General features: G+C 56.2%; 18 protein-coding genes. 4 read left to right on the forward strand and 14 right to left on the reverse strand.

All coding sequences use genetic code 11. From position 1 onward, the window contains the following. Positions 1-535: 535 nt before the first annotated feature. From M5R41_07120 to M5R41_07145, 6 genes are all read right to left on the reverse strand, one after another. On the reverse strand, positions 536-976 hold the full coding sequence (locus M5R41_07120; GenBank protein ID MCZ7556153.1) for a hypothetical protein: 441 nt from the start codon (positions 974-976) through the stop codon (positions 536-538). A 121-nt stretch (positions 977-1,097) separates the two neighbouring features. Further along, positions 1,098-2,024, reverse strand: a complete 927-nt coding sequence (locus tag M5R41_07125; protein MCZ7556154.1) for a hypothetical protein — start codon at positions 2,022-2,024, stop codon at positions 1,098-1,100. Positions 2,025-2,133: 109 nt separating this feature from the next. Beyond that, a complete protein-coding gene (locus M5R41_07130) occupies positions 2,134-3,132 on the reverse strand; it encodes an NAD(P)-dependent alcohol dehydrogenase (GenBank protein ID MCZ7556155.1) in 999 nt (332 codons plus the stop codon). After that, positions 3,129-4,055, reverse strand: a complete 927-nt coding sequence (locus tag M5R41_07135; GenBank protein MCZ7556156.1) for a hypothetical protein — start codon at positions 4,053-4,055, stop codon at positions 3,129-3,131. The genes M5R41_07130 and M5R41_07135 overlap by 4 nt, the downstream gene beginning before the upstream one ends. After that, positions 4,052-5,812: a caspase family protein gene (locus tag M5R41_07140; GenBank protein ID MCZ7556157.1), complete on the reverse strand. Its 1,761-nt coding sequence runs from the start codon at positions 5,810-5,812 to the stop codon at positions 4,052-4,054. Before M5R41_07140 ends, M5R41_07135 begins: the two co-directional genes overlap by 4 nt. A gap of 90 nt (positions 5,813-5,902) precedes the next feature. Then, the gene (locus M5R41_07145; GenBank protein MCZ7556158.1) at positions 5,903-6,643 is read right to left on the reverse strand and encodes a DNA/RNA non-specific endonuclease; all 741 of its coding nucleotides are present in this window, start codon (positions 6,641-6,643) and stop codon (positions 5,903-5,905) included. Positions 6,644-6,786: 143 nt separating this feature from the next. On the opposite strand from M5R41_07145, the gene M5R41_07150 reads away from it, so the two are divergent. After that, a complete protein-coding gene (locus tag M5R41_07150) occupies positions 6,787-7,131 on the forward strand; it encodes a hypothetical protein (protein MCZ7556159.1) in 345 nt (114 codons plus the stop codon). Positions 7,132-7,664: 533 nt separating this feature from the next. Continuing rightward, complete coding sequence (locus M5R41_07155) at positions 7,665-8,297, forward strand: class I SAM-dependent methyltransferase (GenBank protein MCZ7556160.1); 633 nt, start codon at positions 7,665-7,667, stop codon at positions 8,295-8,297. A gap of 183 nt (positions 8,298-8,480) precedes the next feature. Here the strand turns inward: M5R41_07155 and M5R41_07160 are convergent, their stop codons facing one another. The 3 genes from M5R41_07160 to M5R41_07170 all read right to left on the reverse strand — a co-directional run bounded on the left by M5R41_07160 (position 8,481) and on the right by M5R41_07170 (position 10,541). Then, entirely contained in the window at positions 8,481-9,110 is a 630-nt protein-coding gene (locus tag M5R41_07160; GenBank protein MCZ7556161.1) for an NAD(P)-binding domain-containing protein, read from the reverse strand. Positions 9,111-9,171: 61 nt separating this feature from the next. Beyond that, on the reverse strand, positions 9,172-9,825 hold the full coding sequence (locus M5R41_07165; protein MCZ7556162.1) for a hypothetical protein: 654 nt from the start codon (positions 9,823-9,825) through the stop codon (positions 9,172-9,174). Next, complete coding sequence (locus M5R41_07170; GenBank protein MCZ7556163.1) at positions 9,822-10,541, reverse strand: type 1 glutamine amidotransferase domain-containing protein; 720 nt, start codon at positions 10,539-10,541, stop codon at positions 9,822-9,824. Before M5R41_07170 ends, M5R41_07165 begins: the two co-directional genes overlap by 4 nt. Before the next feature lie 263 nt (positions 10,542-10,804). Here M5R41_07170 and M5R41_07175 point away from each other — a divergent pair, with 263 nt between their 5' ends. Then, positions 10,805-11,158, forward strand: a complete 354-nt coding sequence (locus tag M5R41_07175) for a helix-turn-helix transcriptional regulator (GenBank protein MCZ7556164.1) — start codon at positions 10,805-10,807, stop codon at positions 11,156-11,158. Positions 11,159-11,613: 455 nt separating this feature from the next. Beyond that, a complete protein-coding gene (locus M5R41_07180; GenBank protein ID MCZ7556165.1) occupies positions 11,614-11,958 on the forward strand; it encodes a DUF3465 domain-containing protein in 345 nt (114 codons plus the stop codon). Positions 11,959-12,283: 325 nt separating this feature from the next. Here the strand turns inward: M5R41_07180 and M5R41_07185 are convergent, their stop codons facing one another. From M5R41_07185 to M5R41_07205, 5 genes are all read right to left on the reverse strand, one after another. Continuing rightward, positions 12,284-12,997 carry a hypothetical protein gene (locus tag M5R41_07185; GenBank protein MCZ7556166.1) on the reverse strand — a complete coding sequence of 238 codons (714 nt, stop codon included), beginning with the start codon at positions 12,995-12,997 and terminating at the stop codon, positions 12,284-12,286. Positions 12,998-13,002: 5 nt separating this feature from the next. After that, the gene (locus tag M5R41_07190; protein MCZ7556167.1) at positions 13,003-14,340 is read right to left on the reverse strand and encodes an AAA family ATPase; all 1,338 of its coding nucleotides are present in this window, start codon (positions 14,338-14,340) and stop codon (positions 13,003-13,005) included. Between the two features lie 500 nt (positions 14,341-14,840). Beyond that, positions 14,841-16,061: a hypothetical protein gene (locus M5R41_07195; protein ID MCZ7556168.1), complete on the reverse strand. Its 1,221-nt coding sequence runs from the start codon at positions 16,059-16,061 to the stop codon at positions 14,841-14,843. Then, positions 16,058-16,939 (reverse strand): hypothetical protein, encoded by an 882-nt coding sequence (locus M5R41_07200; protein ID MCZ7556169.1) that lies wholly within the window; start codon positions 16,937-16,939, stop codon positions 16,058-16,060. Before M5R41_07200 ends, M5R41_07195 begins: the two co-directional genes overlap by 4 nt. Positions 16,940-16,981: 42 nt before the next feature. Next, positions 16,982-17,323, reverse strand: coding sequence for a hypothetical protein (locus M5R41_07205; protein ID MCZ7556170.1), 342 nt, complete (start codon positions 17,321-17,323; stop codon positions 16,982-16,984). Positions 17,324-17,332 lie beyond the last annotated feature (9 nt).

The following is a 17,332-nucleotide window of genomic DNA, read 5'->3' on the forward strand; positions in this document are numbered from 1 at the left end:
CGCCGTCTATGATCAACCAATCCCACAATCCCAACAACACTATCCTGCCTTCAAACTGACGGTATGATGATGTGATCCAATGAAATGGGAAGGGGTTGCACCGCCGCGGATGCGGCTGCCGCGAGACGATGTTGCCTTGCCGAAATGTCGCTCAACTTCCATGAACTGTTGTACGCCACCGCAGTACATATCCCGCACAGGGTGTACATTCCGCTCGCAGTCACAAGCCGGACGTGGCAGAGCGCGTATCGGCTTTTATCCTGAAATGGCGAAACACAGGCCGCAGCATTTGCATCAGGAAGCGTACGGTTATGATGGCAGCTCAGTGGTCTTGCTCTCCACCCCGAATGGATCGTCCGTGTGGGGTGTCGTTCATCTGTGGTCAGGAAATGATCGTGGCTGCATGCCGCGACGGGGACCAGGCATGGGAAACGATGCGAGCACCTCTGCACAACCACGCATGCGCAAAGGAAGCACCGCTTCATACCACGGCACAACCTGAATGGAGGCGAACTCCTCGGAAACGCGCCGTCTTCTAGCTGATGCGCCCTGAACCGGCCACCAGGGTGATCAGCGCTGAGTAAAACAGCGCGATGATTAGTCCCAACGGGTCGGGAAGGAAATCCGGAAATACAACGTGAAGCACCCCGTTGTCGAGTATAAACATCCAGATCAGAAATGCGATGACGGTCGTCGCAATTACCGCAATACTTGCGCCGGCGAGCCAACGGACGACCAGAAGCAAGATCAGAGCCAGGGTGAAGATCAGCCAAAGAATGCCTTGAGACGGATCGGTGATCGAATCTACCGCCATGAGGTAGAAGCCGCTGGCCTCCCCGGGTATGTGCTTAAGGATGTTCTTCGCAATGTCGGCATGCACCGGATTCGCCGTTGCGGTTCCCACGGGTGAGGTCGCCGATGCTGACCGGGTGTTCGAAGCTAACAATGCTGAGACAGGTGTTGCATGGAATCTCATGGTGCGCTGCTCCTTGCTGAATATTGGGGTGATATGAGCGAAACGGGTGTATAACGCTAGAATTCCGTCGTCACCGATATACCGCGACGTAGTTGTTGGCCGTCGGCAACGAGAAAGCTCCTTATCCTATAGGGCCGAGGGAATTCCCCCGGTGAATCCAGTCGTGAGGGGACCCGTCATTCTCGAGGTGCGTTCGAAGCGTACTCGCCTGAGCAGATAGGGCCCGCGTATAGCCCTCGAACGATTCAACCTCTCCGTCTTGGTATCCCGGCAATTGTCCCACAGCACGATGGTGCGCTGTCACTACAAGTTGCCATACAATCGCGCAGGAATGTATGCAGAGTATACCACCTTCGAGCAGTCGTCTCCGCTGGCTGAGTTGGCGCATTTTGATAATGGCCATAACCGTAATCACCACGGCTACCAAGGTCGCCGGTACGAGTAGCAACCATTGCTGATCGATGAGGATTTGCACACACATCGCGGTCATGGAGAGGATACCCAGTGCGACGATCATGAAGAGGATGGAGAGCATCGTTCGAAGATAGCTCCCCGCATAATAGACGCTGCCAGGCGAATGCAATTTTTCGGGCTCGAACCAGGGATACCGGACACGTGAATAGTTGGTCTTGAGCGTGTTGCGCCTGTGTGTGCCCCAATTGTAATAGAGACGAAAGACTGTGGGCTGCACAGTCCTCCAGGCACGCACCGCTTCCTCCCATCCAATCTCACGATACACACCCTTCCATCCTGGCGAATCACGCAGGCGTCTGATCCGATCAAGATAGAGTTCGTAGCCGTGTATTCGGTTGGCAGTGGCATACTTGTGGGCACCGATTCTGCCCACAGAGAGTGCGATCAGGACAACACCAACGCTTGCGAGACCCAGCAGAGGGTAGTTTGGCTGAAATCGCGCAACAAGGCCCAGCGCTATGGTGCTCACAGCAACGACTTGAAAAGAGAATCGCGTGAAGCAATCCTTGACCGCGTCCGCTTCTTTCCTGAGGTAATCGAGCAACGTGGTCTCGTAGTCGCTGAGTCCCTGCATGATACCCTCCGTGCTTTATACGCGACAAGTTTTATGGTGCCATTTCGTGTGCACTTTGGTGACCGGGGGCACGAACATCCGGTGCAGTGCTTTCAGGGGATGTGTCTGTTTATCCGGCAGCCGTCACCGCGTCCTCGTAATCGAATCTCAGAACAACGTTTCCTTTTTTGTGACCAGCGTCGACGTAGCGGTGCGCTTCCACGATCTGCCCGATCGGGTAGCAGCGATCAATGACGGGGCGGTATTCTCCTCGAACTGCGAGATCCGCGAGGAAACGCACATCTTCGGGGCCGCCGCTCGCAGGGCCTGCGATGATCTTTTTCCCGCTCATCGCGGAGAGCCACGGCGCGGAGAGCATTTGCGGGAGTCCGGCGAGCACCAGGAGAAGACGGCCCCCATCCTTCAAAGAGCCCTTGCATCGCGAGAACGGGGCTGTCCCGACCGTATCAACAATCACGTCATAACGCTCACCATTCCGTGTGAAATCCTCCCGGCTGTAGTCAATGATCTGCCGCGCACCAAGGGTTCGTACCATTTCGCCGTTGGAGGAACTGCACACGCCGGTGACGTCCGCTCCGAAATACCTCGCAAGTTGCACCATGGCCGTGCCCACCCCTCCGGAGGCGCCGTTGATGAGCACTGTTTCGCCGTCCCGGAGTTTCGCCTTTCTCAAGAAGTGCAACGCCGTCGTACCGCCGAAGCAGAGCGCGGCGGCTTCCTCGAAACCGAGATTGGGTGGTTTGTGTGCCACAGCGCCATTTTCCGGCATGCATTTGTACTCCGCATAACACCCCATGGCGGTATCGCTGAAGGCGACAACGCGGTCACCGGGAGCGAAGGTGCGCACGCTCCCACCCACGGACTCGATTACGCCCGCCAGTTCCATCCCTGCTATGGGTTGTCTTGGTTTTGATACGCCGAGTGCCAGGCGCATGAGCAGCGTGAAGCCGACCGGCACATCGAGGCTACGTACCCTCCGATCGCCGGAGGTGACTGTGACCACGTATGTCTTTATCTGGATTTCATTGTCCTTGGGCATGGGTTTTTCGACGTCCTTCCACCGAAGGACCTCGGGCGGCCCGTAGTGTTCATACACAATGGCTTTCATGGGGTGCGATTAAGAAGATTCGATCCGGTACTGCTTATGGGTTGAGTGGTAGCTTGCACCGACGCCAATGCGGCATAGATGTGCTTTGCAACAATAGCGTTGTCAAGGTAACCAGTGATACCGTGTCTGTTCGGTGTATGGTTATCCACGTCGGTCTTGTTTTGAATCGCCGGAAAGACATCGAAATTGTTGGTATCGAGCGGATGTAATGCCACGACATCTCGCTTATCCATCGCATTAAACCAATGCTGGACACAAGCAGGCATGGTGAGAGGTACATCCAATTTTCTTTTGATAGCATTCAGTCCAAGCGGTGAGCCAAGAGTGACATATTGTCTCACCCCCACCGAGGCTGACGAATTACGCAGGACGTTGTAGGAGACAACGGATCCGAGTGAGTGGCCGACAACGACGCAAGGACCATCGGGCATTGATGCAGACACGATCCCGTCAATCGCTTTGCGTACCGATCTGTTTGTCAAATACACATAGACGTCTCGCGTAAAGACATCGATCGCTACTTCGCCCAAAGGGGTTTTATCCAGAGCCGAGAGTATTGATTGCACCCATTCCCAATTCAGTGGTCCCTTTTCCTGATAGGTGCCTGAGAAATGTGATTGAATCTCCGCATCGCTCACACCCGCGCCCTGAGCAATTTCATATAACAGTTCGCCCCTGAAAGCGGCTTCCGCCGAGTCCGGTGCGGCGCCACGCAATAGCACATCCGAAACCAGCGGAGCGTCGAGCTCCTGCAGTAATTCATCCAATCGATCTCCATAATACGGGAAAATAACCTCAACGCCCTGCTGCAGTTTCAGATTGGATTTCTCGAGGCCGGCAGTCAACGCATGAACCCACTCCTGCTGTAGTTGTGCCGGATCCTTTCCTTGTTGCGCGCGACCGTGGACAAAAACGAGTTTCACAGGACACCTCCTTCTTCAATATGCGACCACAATATCGAAGCGCCTTTTTCTCCAAATGTTGTCCATAGTCCCGGACGCAGATGCTCGCGGGCACGCCGCACAACCGCCGGCAACCAGACTTCACTTACATCAACAAAAGCCCACCCTTGTGTCAGCATGGGACAAAATGGAGCGATTTTTGAGAGACGCTCACTGTTTATCGCCGGGGCATCCAGCTTGGCGCAAAGCATGGCTACATCGAACAGAACTGGAACGGACTCGCGACTCATATATTCGAACACGGACTTTATTCCCTGGAAATCGCCTGCTTGCGCGTACGCATAGGCCGAATGCAGCCCGAGGGTCGGATCGATAGCCTTCAGCATGCGCAGGTAATCTGCTCCCGCCGCTGCCTCCACGGTACTCTCAAATCGAAATGCGCCATTTCGCGCGGCGACGGATACAAATGCTCGCCTTTGTTCAACCTCATGAGCGAAGTGTTCATATTCGGAATAATGTTCCGTATTTCGACTTGGAAGATAGTTTACTGTGACAACTCTCCCTTCCTCGACTACCACCGTGCCGATATATCCGGGCAGTACCGCGAGAGGAATTACGAGGCCACCGGTAATTTGCATGAGGGTGGACCTTGATCGAATGCCGTCTTCATCACTGTGAACCCTAATCTGAAAGGCCCCGTTCTCTTGAAAAACATCACACCCGGAGTCCGTAACAACAGCTCGTTCCACAGCAGTACCAAGCACACTGAATCCTGTTCGGGTTTCGAAGCTTTCCCGACCCTTTGCGTCCATCAACCGATGTATTGCGCCAGCCATCCCAGATTGCTCCGCGAACGCTCGCGCGTGGTGTGAAAGAGAGGTATCGTGTATTCGTCCCTGGAAAAACTGTGTTTCTTTGAGACTCCGCACAACGTCTCCGAATCTGACCTGGTCTGGCTGATCGGTCCGCGCGGTTCTGGGGGAGGTTGCAGAACTCGGGCGCGCGAACTCCGCCAAATAGTTCGGTGGATGAGACTCAACTCTGATATCGGGATCTTGCTGAAGCCTGATATGTACGCTCGCCGCAGCGTCGGGTACTTCCTGTTCGAGGTAGGGTTTTAGCTCCCAGCTCGGCACCACCCACTTTTCCTCATTCACGAGTGGTGGGGCAATGTTCACGATAACGTCGGGGACATGGCCAAGTAATCCCTTGAGAAGACAATCGGTAAAAATACCGCGATAGTTTTCTGTCGCATCTACCGCTGAAACTTCCATGGCGGGGTCGCCCGGCAGCGTTGCGTAAAACACATCAACAGCAGGTCTGGGAGCTTTCGGCGATTCGTTCGGAAAGATCACACCACCCTGAATCTGACTGAGACGTGAAGTATTCGGCAGGGACCGACATGCATCGGAGATTACCACCACATGGGGAATGCCGACATTTCTTGCCAGCCATATTGAGCCAGGTACATTTACCGCGTCATCCGGATCATCGGGTGCCCCGGATAGCAGCCACAGTTCGTAGTCAGGGCCTCGAAGGATGCCGTGACCCGAAAAATACACAATCAGTTGGTTGAAAGTCCTCTGGCGGACATAGTGCCGTATGGCATTTTTTATATCGCCAAGCGACACACTTTCGTTCTCGTCTGTAAGAAGGGATACATTTATACCTTGCGCCGTGGCCCATGCAGCGAACTGCTGAGCTCCGGACACAGCCGCTTGCAGGACGGGCATATCACCAGTCTTATTCACCCCGATTACGACAGCACATCTATTCATTTCGAGTTCCTTGTGTTACAGGTTGAGAAGGGATGACAATCCGGTTAACGCGGTGACGCGGCTTCTGAAACCGAATGTCCAGAACGCCCATTATTCAGCCAGCGTCCACATTTTTCCCGGCTTCTTTTTCTGATCGTGCAAGTCGGGGCCGGCGACACGGTCCCAAAAGCGTCCACCAACCTTTTGTTCCGCGTCATACGTTACTACAAGGTAATCCTCCAGTTTGCCGTTGAGCGCAGTGTTTTCCATCTCGAAAGTCCAGAGCTTCAGACGTCCGCGGTTATCTTCGGCCAGAATGCTCTTCACGAAAGCGTGTGGAACGGGCACATCAATGCCATACTTGTCATTCTTGTCTCCTATTGTCTCTACCTTTCGATCAAAATAAAAAACCGGAGCGGTCAGGACGTACGTTTCCAGCACATTCTTCTGATCGTTCAGCTGGCGTACCGCTTCCTCGAGAACACGCCAGAGACCACGGTTGAGATCCGGGTGCTGTGGCGACATATTGGACAGGAGAAAGGTCTCGCTATTCTGAACCTCCAGCTCCGCATGATTAGCACTCCCGACAAGGTGGCCACGATCATACCCCGAACCCGTATAGGCCCCAAGCCCGGCCCGAAATCTTCGTGGAATCCGAATATCGGCGCGGAAATTATTACTTCGCTCGACCTGCCATCCAAACGGCGCATTGGGATTGACAATTTCCAGTACCCATTTTGCTTGCCTGAAGTACCAAGAGTAACCGATGGTAAAAAATCGTCCAGTCAGAATCTCATCGCAGACTGGTGCACCATAGCGGAGTTCTCGTTGAATCTGAAATGGATTGTTCATACCACTCTCCTTTTTCGTATCGTTATATATGCTTCAAGACGACCGATGTGATTACTTTCCTGCTTCTCCAGAGCGTCATCCATTTCTGACTTGAGAGGAAGGGGCCACCTTGGAAAACCTTGCGCAAAACCACTCCATCCGGTATGTCATTTCCGTATGTTACCAAATCGCAGCGATACGCATATCGTACACCGCACCGCGAACTATTTCACCGGCACAGTACGCAAGGTGTAGGCACTGTCGTTACCACCGCGCCGGGTAGTGTGAACGTGGACTATTCCTCGTCGCAATGGCAGCCCGTCATGAGCATGATATCGGCTCTGACGCATAAACGGCACTCCTGGGTCCAAAGCAATGCCTGGTTGCTTATGGACGTCGTCTATTCCGGACGCTCGTCTTTGTTATTGCATCGTGACATTGAAGCGAGTCCCCTCGTGCGCTTTCCATCGCTTCGTCCCGCCATGACGCGCGATGTGTGGCACCGATAGGAAGAGCTGCGTGCACGATGCAATGGCATGCGTATGACGATGCATATAGCTTGCGTGTATCCAGATATAATTAGGAGGAACTTACGCAAAGGAAAAACAAAAGTCAAACATACCCGAGTTTTATTGTAAATTGCTCGCAACCCCTGCAACCGGGCAAGCGCCGCCCTCTGCGCGTACACATTCGTATTCCCCGCACGCGCGGGGATGAACCGATAGATCTGCTCAAAATAGAACACGTTCAAGCGTATTCCCCGCACGCGCGGGGATGAACCGCAGGCCATCGTGCCGGATTCGTCCGGAGATTAGTATCCCCCGCACGCGCGGGGATGAACATTTTGCGCGCACTGCTTGACGAGTGCGTCACTCCGTACTCATCATCCGTGATGATCCGTTTTCAATCCGCGAAATCCGTGTACTCATTAGTACGCGAATTCGTGCGCGGACTACGCGGATCGGCACGGATACTTACGGGTGCATGGACTTTCAGCATCTTTTTTCCGATGTTTCATTTTTTACCCGGAGATGCACAGTCCATGCCAGGCATTGACCTCGACGAAATCTATCGCACCCTCGCGCCGGAGGATATTCCCTGGAACAGACCCGCGCTGCCGGAGCCGCTGGTGGAATTACTGGACGGCGGGGTGGTCTCACCGTGCCGGGCCGTGGAATTCGGCTGCGGCCTCGGGAATCACGCCATCGCGATGGCGCGGCGGGGCTTCGAGGTGACGGGCGTGGACCTCTCCCCCACCGCTGTCGGCATGGCGCGAGAGCATGCCGCGGCCGCGGGTGTGCGTGTGCGCTTCCTCGCGGCGGATGTGACGGCGGAGCTCGACGAACTGCACGGGGACTTCGCTTTCGGCTGGGACTGGGAGATGCTGCATCACCTTTTCCCCGAACAGCGGCTTCGCTATGTCACGAATCTCGCGCGGCTGCTCGCACCCGGAGCACTGCATCTCAGCGTGTGTTTCAGTGAACACGATCCGATGTTCGGAAGCGGCAAACAGCGCAGCACTCCGATAGGTACGGTGCTGTATTTCAGCTCGGAGAAGGAAATTCGCGAACTGTTCGAGACGGCATTCGACATCGTGACGTTGGGAGAGATCGCCATTCACGGCACACATGGCGATCATCGCGCGGTACGGGCGCTCCTGCGAAAACCGGCCTGAAAGAAACCGCTGAAAAACCGGGATACGAATTCGTGCGCGGATCACACGGATTGAGGCGGATTATCGCGGAGGGAGCTTCGAGGGGAGCTATCCGAAAAGCTGCCGGATACAGACCTCGAAAATATCATCCGTGACAATCCGTTCTCATCCGCGAAATCCGCGTACGAATTCTCATCGGGCGAATCACCCTTCCAGCAGGCCCCAGGCAAGACGGGGTTGATGGCGGTCGCGACGGACCATGGTGATCCAGAGCAGCGCGAGATGCTCCAAATGCAGGGCCTGTGCGAGCGGTCCTACATCTTTGGCCGCGAAGCCCAGTGTTTCCGCCAGCGTCGCAACCATCCCTTTCGCTTCCGCATCGTTGCCGGCTATCGGCATCATGGGGCGCTGAGCGGCGGTGGGAAAAGCGCTGTCTGCGAGCAACTCGACGCCGTATACGGAAAAGGCCTTGACCACGCGGGCATCGGGGGCGGCCTCCTGCACCACTTCAGCACCGGAGCGTGTGCCGCCCAATCCGTGCGTGAGGCCTGCGCCTACCGGATTGGTGCAGTCCACCAGCGGTTTACCGTGAAAGTGCAGTCCCTCGAGCACGGTCGCCACCGCGCGGAAAGGCGTGGCAAGAAATACCACCTCCGCCGCCGGAAGCGCTTCGCGCACGGGCAGAACGCGCAAGGACGGATTGCCTCGCAACGCTGCGCGTACGCTTTCCGATTCCGCGTTGTCGTGCGCGACCAGTATCTCGTGTCCTTCTTTCTGCAGTCTGTCGGCCAGCGCGAAGCCGACGTTGCCGATACCAATGAATGCGAGTGTCATCGTCGGGGAACTCCTTATTTTAATCTGTTTTCAGAGTCGTATTTCCTGTATAATCACGCCGTCAGAACTGATAGCGCACGAATACGCCGGTCTGGCCGCTGCCGCTGAGCGTGCCCCTTCCGCGCTGCTGATAATCGGCTCCGACGCCGAACGCCACCTCCCGCCACTGTGCGCCGAGACGCACACGCTGCGTGAACGCGCGCGCCGACCGTCCATCCGTCGGAAACACGTTCAGCAGCTCCAATTGCGTGTATATGCTCCAGCGCTCCGTCAGCGGAGGGGTCCATCGCGCCAGGAGATACGCATCAAGGTCCGGTCGCCCCTGGATTTCCGTCACGAACCAGGAAAACACCGTCCAGCGTTTCGCAACCCGCGCGTATTGCAGACCGCTTTTCACCTGTGCTCCGGACGAGAAGAGTTGTCCGATCGCCACCGGGGCGAATCCGCCGAGTGCGGAGGGATTCCAGGAAACGGCTTCGGTGAATCCGAACTGCGGGAGACGCGTGCCGGTGGTCATACGATGGTCGAGTATCGCACGGTTTCGATTAAAAAACAACCAGTCGGAATTCTCTCCTTCCGCTGTCCGGAAAAAGCGAAAGAACAGCACATCCACCGAGGTGCGGTCGGGTCCGGAGAAGACCTCGACCGGCACCTGGGCGAGTGCGCAGAGCTGCGGCAGCAGCGTCGCGAGAAGCACAAGAAGTGCGCGCCTCATTTCCCTATCGCGTCGACGAGCAGGCGCGCCGCGGCCGCCCCGCTGTTCTGCTGCTGACCAGTGATGAGATTGCCGTCGCGAATCGCGTAAGACGAAAAGGGTGCGGCGACCTTGAAGACAGTACCAGGGATTTTCCGCGCTTCATCCTCTATACGGTACGGCTGCAAGCGCTGTCCGACCGCCTTGTCCGCATAATCCTCTTCCGCGTTCGCGAAGCCGGTCCAGGTTTTTCCTTTCACCAGCAACTCGCCGTTCGCTTTCCGCGCTTCGAGCAGCAACGTGGTGGAGTGACAGACCGCCGCGGCGGGTTTGCCGCTTTCATAGAAGCTGACAAAGAGTTTCTGAAGCTCCGTGTTGCCCTTAAAGGTGTACATGGGGCCCTGCCCGCCCACGAGAAAGATTGCGGCGTAGTCGCGCGAAGACAACTCGGTCAGTTTGCGCGTACGCGCGAGCATATCGTTGAAGCTTTTCTGCTGCAGATAACCGAGCGAGATGACATCGTGCGCGGAGTAGCCGCTCGGATCGAGAGGATTGGAATAGGCGTCCATCTCCAGCTTGCCGCCCTGGGTGGAAACCAGTTCCACCTCATAGCCGGCTTCCTGAAACACATGCAGCGGATGCGTCAATTCGGCGGCCCAGAACCCGATGGGCCAACCGGTTTGTTCCGACACGGCGGGGCTGCTGGCGACCATGAGTATTTTCCCCTTCGACGGCATCCCGTGCGCATGCACGTAGTGCTCGAGTTCGACCACGCCCTTGCCGGATTTGTTGCTCTTTCCCTGGGCATGAAGTCCCGCCGCCATCAGCGTGAGGGCAATAGTTGCGATTGCGAACGTTTTCATCTTTCTGTCCTGTTGTTGTATATAGTTGCGTTCTGCGTGTTCAAAGATATCGCCCGCGCATCCGGCGGCGGAAGTATGTACGACGAAGTAGGTAACGCACTTTTTTGTAGGTTTGTAAAAACAGCAGGTGTCGCGCCATGCCAACATTTACCTATCGCGGAAAATCCTTCTACAACCCGGTGGAATTCGCCCTCGATCAGATTGGCGGCACCTGGAAAATGCCGATTCTCTGGAGATTGCGGGAAAAAACGCTACGGTATTCGGAATTGCGCGACGACATCCCGCATATCTCCGAGAAAATGCTGAGTACGCAATTGAAGGAACTCACCGCGGACGGTTTTGTGGACAAGGAGATTTATGCGACCGTACCGCCACGAACAGAGTACTCTCTCACCGCGAAAGGCCGGCGCGCCATCGAGGTGATAACGATGATACGCGATTACGGTCTCGAGCTGATGCGCGATTGCGGCCTTGAAGAAGAGCGCGTGTGAGCGGTCCCCTTATGCGCACGAGCCGCAATCACAGCACAGCGATCATGCGCTGATCCAGGAACATGTGAATTCGCAGAATATCCCGTGAAGGGATGTTTCGTGTTTTCCTGAGCCGTGACACAGCCCCCGTCATGCAGGAGTTTGTGTGAGGGGCAGCGCAGCCGGCGAGTTGCGTACCCCGGAGCTTCCAATGCGGTACAACGTTTGTTGCATCCCGGCGCGACAGCACTCGTCCGGAAGAAGTAGCCCCTACTCCCCCAATCGTGTTCGTCGCGCCATGATCACTTCCCGCCGCGACGATCACCAATGCCTTGAAAACCGTTCCCACGACAGGAGCACAGGTGAAAAAATTCGTCCTTCTCATCTTCGTCTTCGCCGCGGGTGTGGCGGCGTATTTCTCCGTGCAGAACAACGCGCCCGGGCGTGTCGCACGGAAGGACACATCCGCGGAAACGCTGCGACACGCGGACGACGAGGAAGTCCGCCGCGCGTTCGAGAGGCGCAGCAGCGGCGTGCAGGTCATCGGCGCAGGTACAGTGGAAAAGGTACTGAAGGACGATCTCGAGGGAAGCAGGCATCAGCGCTTCATCCTGCGGCTCGCGTCTGGGCAGACGCTGCTCATCGCACACAATATCGATCTGGCGCCCCGGGTGGCGTCACTGACAACGAGCGACGAGGTGGAGTTCTACGGCGTGTACGAATGGAATCGCAACGGCGGCACGGTACACTGGACACATCACGATCCCGGAGGAAGGCATACGGACGGCTGGATCAAACATCGGGGGAAATTGTACCGCTAGCGAGTCTTGGGAATTCGCGTCCATTCGGCGTTTCCGTCCGTATCACGCTTCTCGTCCCTGCCTGACCACGCGCGCGCTTCGCGCGCAGGCGGTGGAGGTGCGCAGCAGGGCTTCAATCCGCTCGCGTTCTGTTTCGTCGTGATAGAGATCGCAAGTCAAGGGTTATTTCACTTAATACAGCGTTTTACCGCTCGGTAAATATCGCCATATAGTAAAAGAACGTAAGAAGAAGAACGAAACTGCACACAATCGGTCTACTTACAGCATATTACGCGCAAAGCATCCCGCCGAAGTTTAAGATCGCGCAGCAGAGATGAGCCATCAACTATGGGAAATTGCATTGTATCATCAGGGAATAGAGACTATTTGCTTTCATGGCGTCCTGAAGAGCAGAAAGTGCCTCCCGGCCTTCCACAGTATCCAGCTTTGCAGCGACCGCCACATGCTTCATCAATCGCAGGTATTGCAAGCGGTCGTCCAGTAGTTCTTTGCGATTCAGTCCGGTGCGAACTATCGTTTCCTTCCCGACGTCGGTCAAGCCAACCGCGACTTTTGCGTTGAAGGAGAGGTGATCTGATGGGTCCATGGTCCCGATGTCCACGATCAGCGGTTCTTCTCTCGAGATGCTCGTACGATGCGTTTTAGCACGCTTTGAAGGATTGCGAAGCGGGAAATAATTCTTCTTGTAGACCTGATTACACTTTTGACAGGAAAAATACAGATTCGAGAATTCGAAGGCCAGCCAATAATATCCGGGCTGATGGAGGGCGTCTCCGGTCTTCTGCATCCAGCCGCCTTTGGGACGATAGTGCTCGACATCTCCATGGGCCACATGAGCGACGCGCGCCTCACAGAAACAACATTTTCCATGCTGTACGCGCTTCAATTCGTCCTTCACGGTTGCGTGCCCGTAAATTTTGGAGGAGAACGCATAGGCAATGAGCTCGGCTTTCTTACACTTCTTCAATTTTTCGGTTTCCACAGCGCCCTTTCCGGCAAGGACAGCCGGGGTGCCGGCACCCTTATTGATGCGCACCATTGCCGTCACCTCTTGGCTGCTTTTGCTTTCTTGAGAATCTCTTTCGCCGCAAGGTATTCCGGCGTCTGATCGACAGGCAGGAGGCCTATCAACAGATCGAGCTTTTCAAGCCGTGATCGTTCCTTTGCGTTGAGAGTCTCCTTTGCCAGCAACCTGCGTCGCTCCTGCATAATCTTCTCGCTCTTTTCGGATCGAGCGCTCGGCAGCCCGAACAGATCGCTGGTCAGTATCTGATCGATGCGCCAGCTCGCGATTGCTTCAGGGTCGTTGTTGATGATCACCCGATCACCCTGTCGTTTTAACAGGACCAGATTCCAGTCCATTGCCGTTTGCACGATCAGTGGGCTATGCGCCGTCACGATGAACTGTGTATTCGGGAAAACGCGAGAGAGATGGCCAAGTATCTTCCTTTGCCATCTTGGATGCAGATGCAGATCGATCTCGTCGATCAGGACTACGGCGGGTTGCGCGAATGGATTCGACCGCAATCGATGATAGTAGTACATGCGGCTTGCAAAGTCCACAATCCAGGCAATAAGACTTTTATACCCCAGACTTAACTCTCTCATGCGCACCCACCCGTACGGAGTTTTCATCTCCACTTGACGGGTTGCGCCGTGCGCACGCTCACTCTTGACAATGCGCAAATCGTTGACGTCAGGCAGCACCCGTAATATCAATTTCTTCACTTCGTCACGCTGTTTGGCCGCTCCGGCACTCTTTGTTGACTTGGCTTCATAATCCGCCTGAAGGAAAAACTCCTCCACATTTATCAGCGGAGCCTCGTCATCGAAGAGGCTTATACTTGCTGTGGAGAATTTCTCGTTAGCAAGTGAGCTAAAGCCCATTTTCCGCGAAGCGCCGTAGGCGAAACACAGGAAGTCTCCGAGCATTTCGTACTCGTGACTACTGTGGACAATATCATCGAACGCTTTGTGGCCGTGACGCAGTTCGAGCTGCTGTGTGCTGTCTTTTCGGAGCTTTTTGAAGCCATCAGCTGCAACGATGGTCCCTCGAATAATTGAGGGTTCTTCTCCGGCGTGACGGCGCGGATCCCATCGTTCGCGCCAATCAAAGAAACCGGGGTACAACCGAATATTCTGAGAGTCATCCCGGACGATTTTCGGCGATGGAGCAAGGGATATCAAGCTCCTTAACAAGGTCGTCTTGCCGGCACCATTATCGCCAAGTATCACGGTCCAGTGGTGCGGGAGGCCGTGAGCGTCGCTGAGTTTCAGCGTGCTCTTCCTGCCAAAGCAACGCACATTCTCGATCGTCGCCTCGAGGAAGTAATGCCCCGGGATGTTTTCCCTAAGATAATCGGAATTCTTGATGGGCTTCATGGCAATCACTCATACAGTGAAACGATGCTTGAATGTTGTAAGAAAAAATACGCGACCGACCTTGACTTTCATAATTGAAATGATTGTCCGGGTCCTGGTAATTCTGTTCCCGATCGTAACGGTTGAAGTGGGACTCGAACGCGTTGGTCCGTTTGCGTGAACCGCGGGGAGGTTGCCTCCAGTGACCATGAGGTTGAGGGACCCACACGCTATCTCGGAAAGGTCGTCCCCATCAGGTAGTCCGGAGTCTACGGGTTTTGCCTGACACGGGATCCGACCCCGGGGAGTCTGTCACGCAGGCTATGGCGATGCGGCTACCGTGCTCTTCCCAGCAGGGGAAATGCGCCGTGAGCACGGCACCGCGTGTTGCTTACACACGGCGATTGGAGCAAGGCGCGTCAACCCCACACGCATACGCTGACCGGAGCCTTACTCCATCCGCATCCTGTTGCCGCGTGCGCCCGTTTCACGATGCATCTCCTACACAAGTGACGGTTCCATCACGCATCCAGTCGGCGCAGGAGTATTCGCGGGACCAGATCTTCGGGATTGAGTTGGATCGCCCAGGCCCGAATTGCTTCCTGAACCTCGGTGGTTTTCCCCGCTTTCTCTGCCGCGCGCATCACGCTGTCGTATACGGCGGACACATCCCACGGTGTGGGTTCGTCGTAGGAATGTCCCGTATGGAGGTTCCCGATAGCGGCCAGACCGACGCTGATGGCAAAGTCCGGGTGTGTGTCGGCGTGGTCCCGTGCGGCAGTGATCAGTGTTTTCGGCTCTGTCCGGTACTCTTGCGCGAGCTGCTGTGCCACATCGAGATACCCTGCCGAACGCGCCGCCGCGAACCACTTCCCTTCTTCGTCGGGTGATTGTTCGATGCAGTGGTTCAGAATATCCCGCGCGTCGATGCCGGGGTATTTTTTGCACAGCGCTCGATAGGTCGCGAGAAACGTCGTCGCCATATTGGCGTCCAGGCCATAGGTGCGAAACGCCCGCTCGCTCTGACCGACCGCGAGCAGTATCTCCTCGCCGCATCTCGCGATGGCGTAACGGCTGTCGTTCAGTCCCGCGCCGCTTTCAAGCCACTCCAGGGCCTCCTCGACACGGCCCGTTGCAGCCAACGCTCTGATGGCATACACACGATAGAACAGCATCCGAGATTCGCGAGACTGCCTGAGCAGAGCGATCAGTTCCTCATACCTGCCCGCGGTGAACAGCGCAGCCAAACACGAAGACGTTCCCTTGAAATAGCCGCCGTATCCCGGGACATCGAGAAGAATGGGCCGGACTATCGGCAGGAACTCGTCCGCCCAGCGCGAGGCGAGATGCGGAGTCGCGCAGAGTTCGCCCCAACGGTCTCCGAGTGCTTCGATATACGGCATTTCGTCATCCTGGATTGCCTGCCACAGTCGTTCCAGCCAGGACTGCCGCATTTCCACATCGGCTTCCGCCTGTGATATGATGGGGACGAGTTCATCAATAGCTCGTCCGACGGCACTGCCTATAGCGCCGGACGACGAGTCGATGCGCTCGAGCGCGGGCGCGAGTTTCTCGAGAAACAGCACCGCGCCGTCCGCGGCAAGGACGGGGTCCTTTTTTGCGACGCGACGTATCTCGCTCACCGCTTCCTTGATGCGCTTGATCGCTGGTTGGGACTTCCAGCCGAAGGCGTTCCTTCGAAAACGTGCACGGAACTCCCATGTGTGCTCCGCGTTACTCACGCTTCTTTCCCCTGCTTGACCGCACGCTTGATCCGTGCGAGGGCTTTTTTCCGGCCCGTGTCATTCGGATCGGCGAGATTGGCCACGACAGCGGTGACGGGGGTGCGATGATACTGCCATCCGAGAATGTCGTCAAAGACCTGCTTGTCCGTGCGCAGGCGATGGACGTCGCGCACCAGGGCTTCCGCGCGCTCGCGTTCGGCTTCATCATGGATGTTGACAACGATCAGGCCGGCGTCCTGTATGCCGTTGTGCGATGCGGCGAGCGTCCAGCAGGGCGTGGGCTCCGGCACGGGGAGAGCGCGTAATTCCCGCACCTTGTTCTGGAGTTCCTCACGCACGGAATCGAAAAAGCCGGAATTCCGGCCGATGAACGAGTTGAGCCTTCCGCTGAAATCCGCTCCCAGTATGTCAATGATGCGTCGCGGATCGTTGGCGAGTGCTTCAGCTTCCGCAAGCTGGCGTTCGTGCTCCGCGCGGTTGTCGCGCAGGCCCGCCACGATCAGGGGGTCGTTTCCGGGAAGGGGTCGGGCGACATACGTGGTGAGATCGTAGCAACTGAGGGGCGAATCGCCCTCGATGAGCACCGCGCCGGAGTAGTGGGTCATCACCTCCGACTCATACAATGTGTCGATACCATCTCGTGCCGCGCCCGCGAAGTGATACCGAACGGCATGCATCGCCCCGGCGTCCAGGTATCGTTTGAGGTGGGGATCGTTCCGGGGGCTGCTTTCCTTCGGCTCTTTCAGTTTTTTATCGGACTGCGCGTACACGCACAGAACCATCTCCGTGCGCAGGGCTTCGAGAGTCGCTTCCATGAGCTTCGTCTTTCCCGCTCCGGACTGACCAGTGATACGCAAATAGGCACGGTGGATCATACGGGCAACGCCTTCGTTCTGTCAATGGAATGGAATGGCACACTACAACGCGCTGCCGGCTTCGAGTCGCGCCAGCCAGGTCTGCGCTTTGTTCGATAGTTGTCGTACATGGGTGTCTGGCAGCAAGCCGTGGAAGCGTAACTCTCTGATTTTGATATGCAGTGTCGAACGCCGCCAGTCGTTGAAACACACCGCGACGATGTTGTCTGAATCCTTGATATGCCTGAACAACGCGAGGTAGCGCTCGTGGGGATTCCCCGAAGGCCGGGTGGCTATAGCGACGGCCTCGTCGTTAATACGCGCACACAGGGTGTGCAGCAGTTCATCGCGAATGCTGCGCATGTATTTCCAATCCTTCTCTTCGATGGGGTCGTCGGGTCTCATGTACCTGCC

Source organism: Bacteroidia bacterium, from assembly GCA_027493955.1.
GTDB lineage: Bacteria > Bacteroidota > Ignavibacteria > SZUA-365 > SZUA-365 > JAOSJT01.

What these genes read in the sequence shown, in the direction of transcription:
- M5R41_07125 (MCZ7556154.1), bottom strand. Translation starts at nt 2,024, where the DNA reads ATGCAGGGACTCAGCGACTACGAGACCACGTTGCTCGATTACCTCAGG.
- M5R41_07190 (MCZ7556167.1), bottom strand. Translation starts at nt 14,340, where the DNA reads ATGAAGCCCATCAAGAATTCCGATTATCTTAGGGAAAACATCCCGGGG.
- M5R41_07160 (MCZ7556161.1), bottom strand. Translation starts at nt 9,110, where the DNA reads ATGACACTCGCATTCATTGGTATCGGCAACGTCGGCTTCGCGCTGGCC.
- M5R41_07120 (MCZ7556153.1), bottom strand. Translation starts at nt 976, where the DNA reads ATGAGATTCCATGCAACACCTGTCTCAGCATTGTTAGCTTCGAACACC.
- M5R41_07205 (MCZ7556170.1), bottom strand. Translation starts at nt 17,323, where the DNA reads ATGAGACCCGACGACCCCATCGAAGAGAAGGATTGGAAATACATGCGC.
- M5R41_07140 (MCZ7556157.1), bottom strand. Translation starts at nt 5,812, where the DNA reads ATGAATAGATGTGCTGTCGTAATCGGGGTGAATAAGACTGGTGATATG.
- M5R41_07150 (MCZ7556159.1), top strand. Translation starts at nt 6,787, where the DNA reads ATGTCATTTCCGTATGTTACCAAATCGCAGCGATACGCATATCGTACA.
- M5R41_07155 (MCZ7556160.1), top strand. Translation starts at nt 7,665, where the DNA reads ATGCCAGGCATTGACCTCGACGAAATCTATCGCACCCTCGCGCCGGAG.
- M5R41_07175 (MCZ7556164.1), top strand. Translation starts at nt 10,805, where the DNA reads ATGCCAACATTTACCTATCGCGGAAAATCCTTCTACAACCCGGTGGAA.
- M5R41_07170 (MCZ7556163.1), bottom strand. Translation starts at nt 10,541, where the DNA reads ATGCCGTCGAAGGGGAAAATACTCATGGTCGCCAGCAGCCCCGCCGTG.
- M5R41_07130 (MCZ7556155.1), bottom strand. Translation starts at nt 3,132, where the DNA reads ATGAAAGCCATTGTGTATGAACACTACGGGCCGCCCGAGGTCCTTCGG.
- M5R41_07185 (MCZ7556166.1), bottom strand. Translation starts at nt 12,997, where the DNA reads ATGGTGCGCATCAATAAGGGTGCCGGCACCCCGGCTGTCCTTGCCGGA.
- M5R41_07200 (MCZ7556169.1), bottom strand. Translation starts at nt 16,939, where the DNA reads ATGATCCACCGTGCCTATTTGCGTATCACTGGTCAGTCCGGAGCGGGA.
- M5R41_07165 (MCZ7556162.1), bottom strand. Translation starts at nt 9,825, where the DNA reads ATGAGGCGCGCACTTCTTGTGCTTCTCGCGACGCTGCTGCCGCAGCTC.
- M5R41_07145 (MCZ7556158.1), bottom strand. Translation starts at nt 6,643, where the DNA reads ATGAACAATCCATTTCAGATTCAACGAGAACTCCGCTATGGTGCACCA.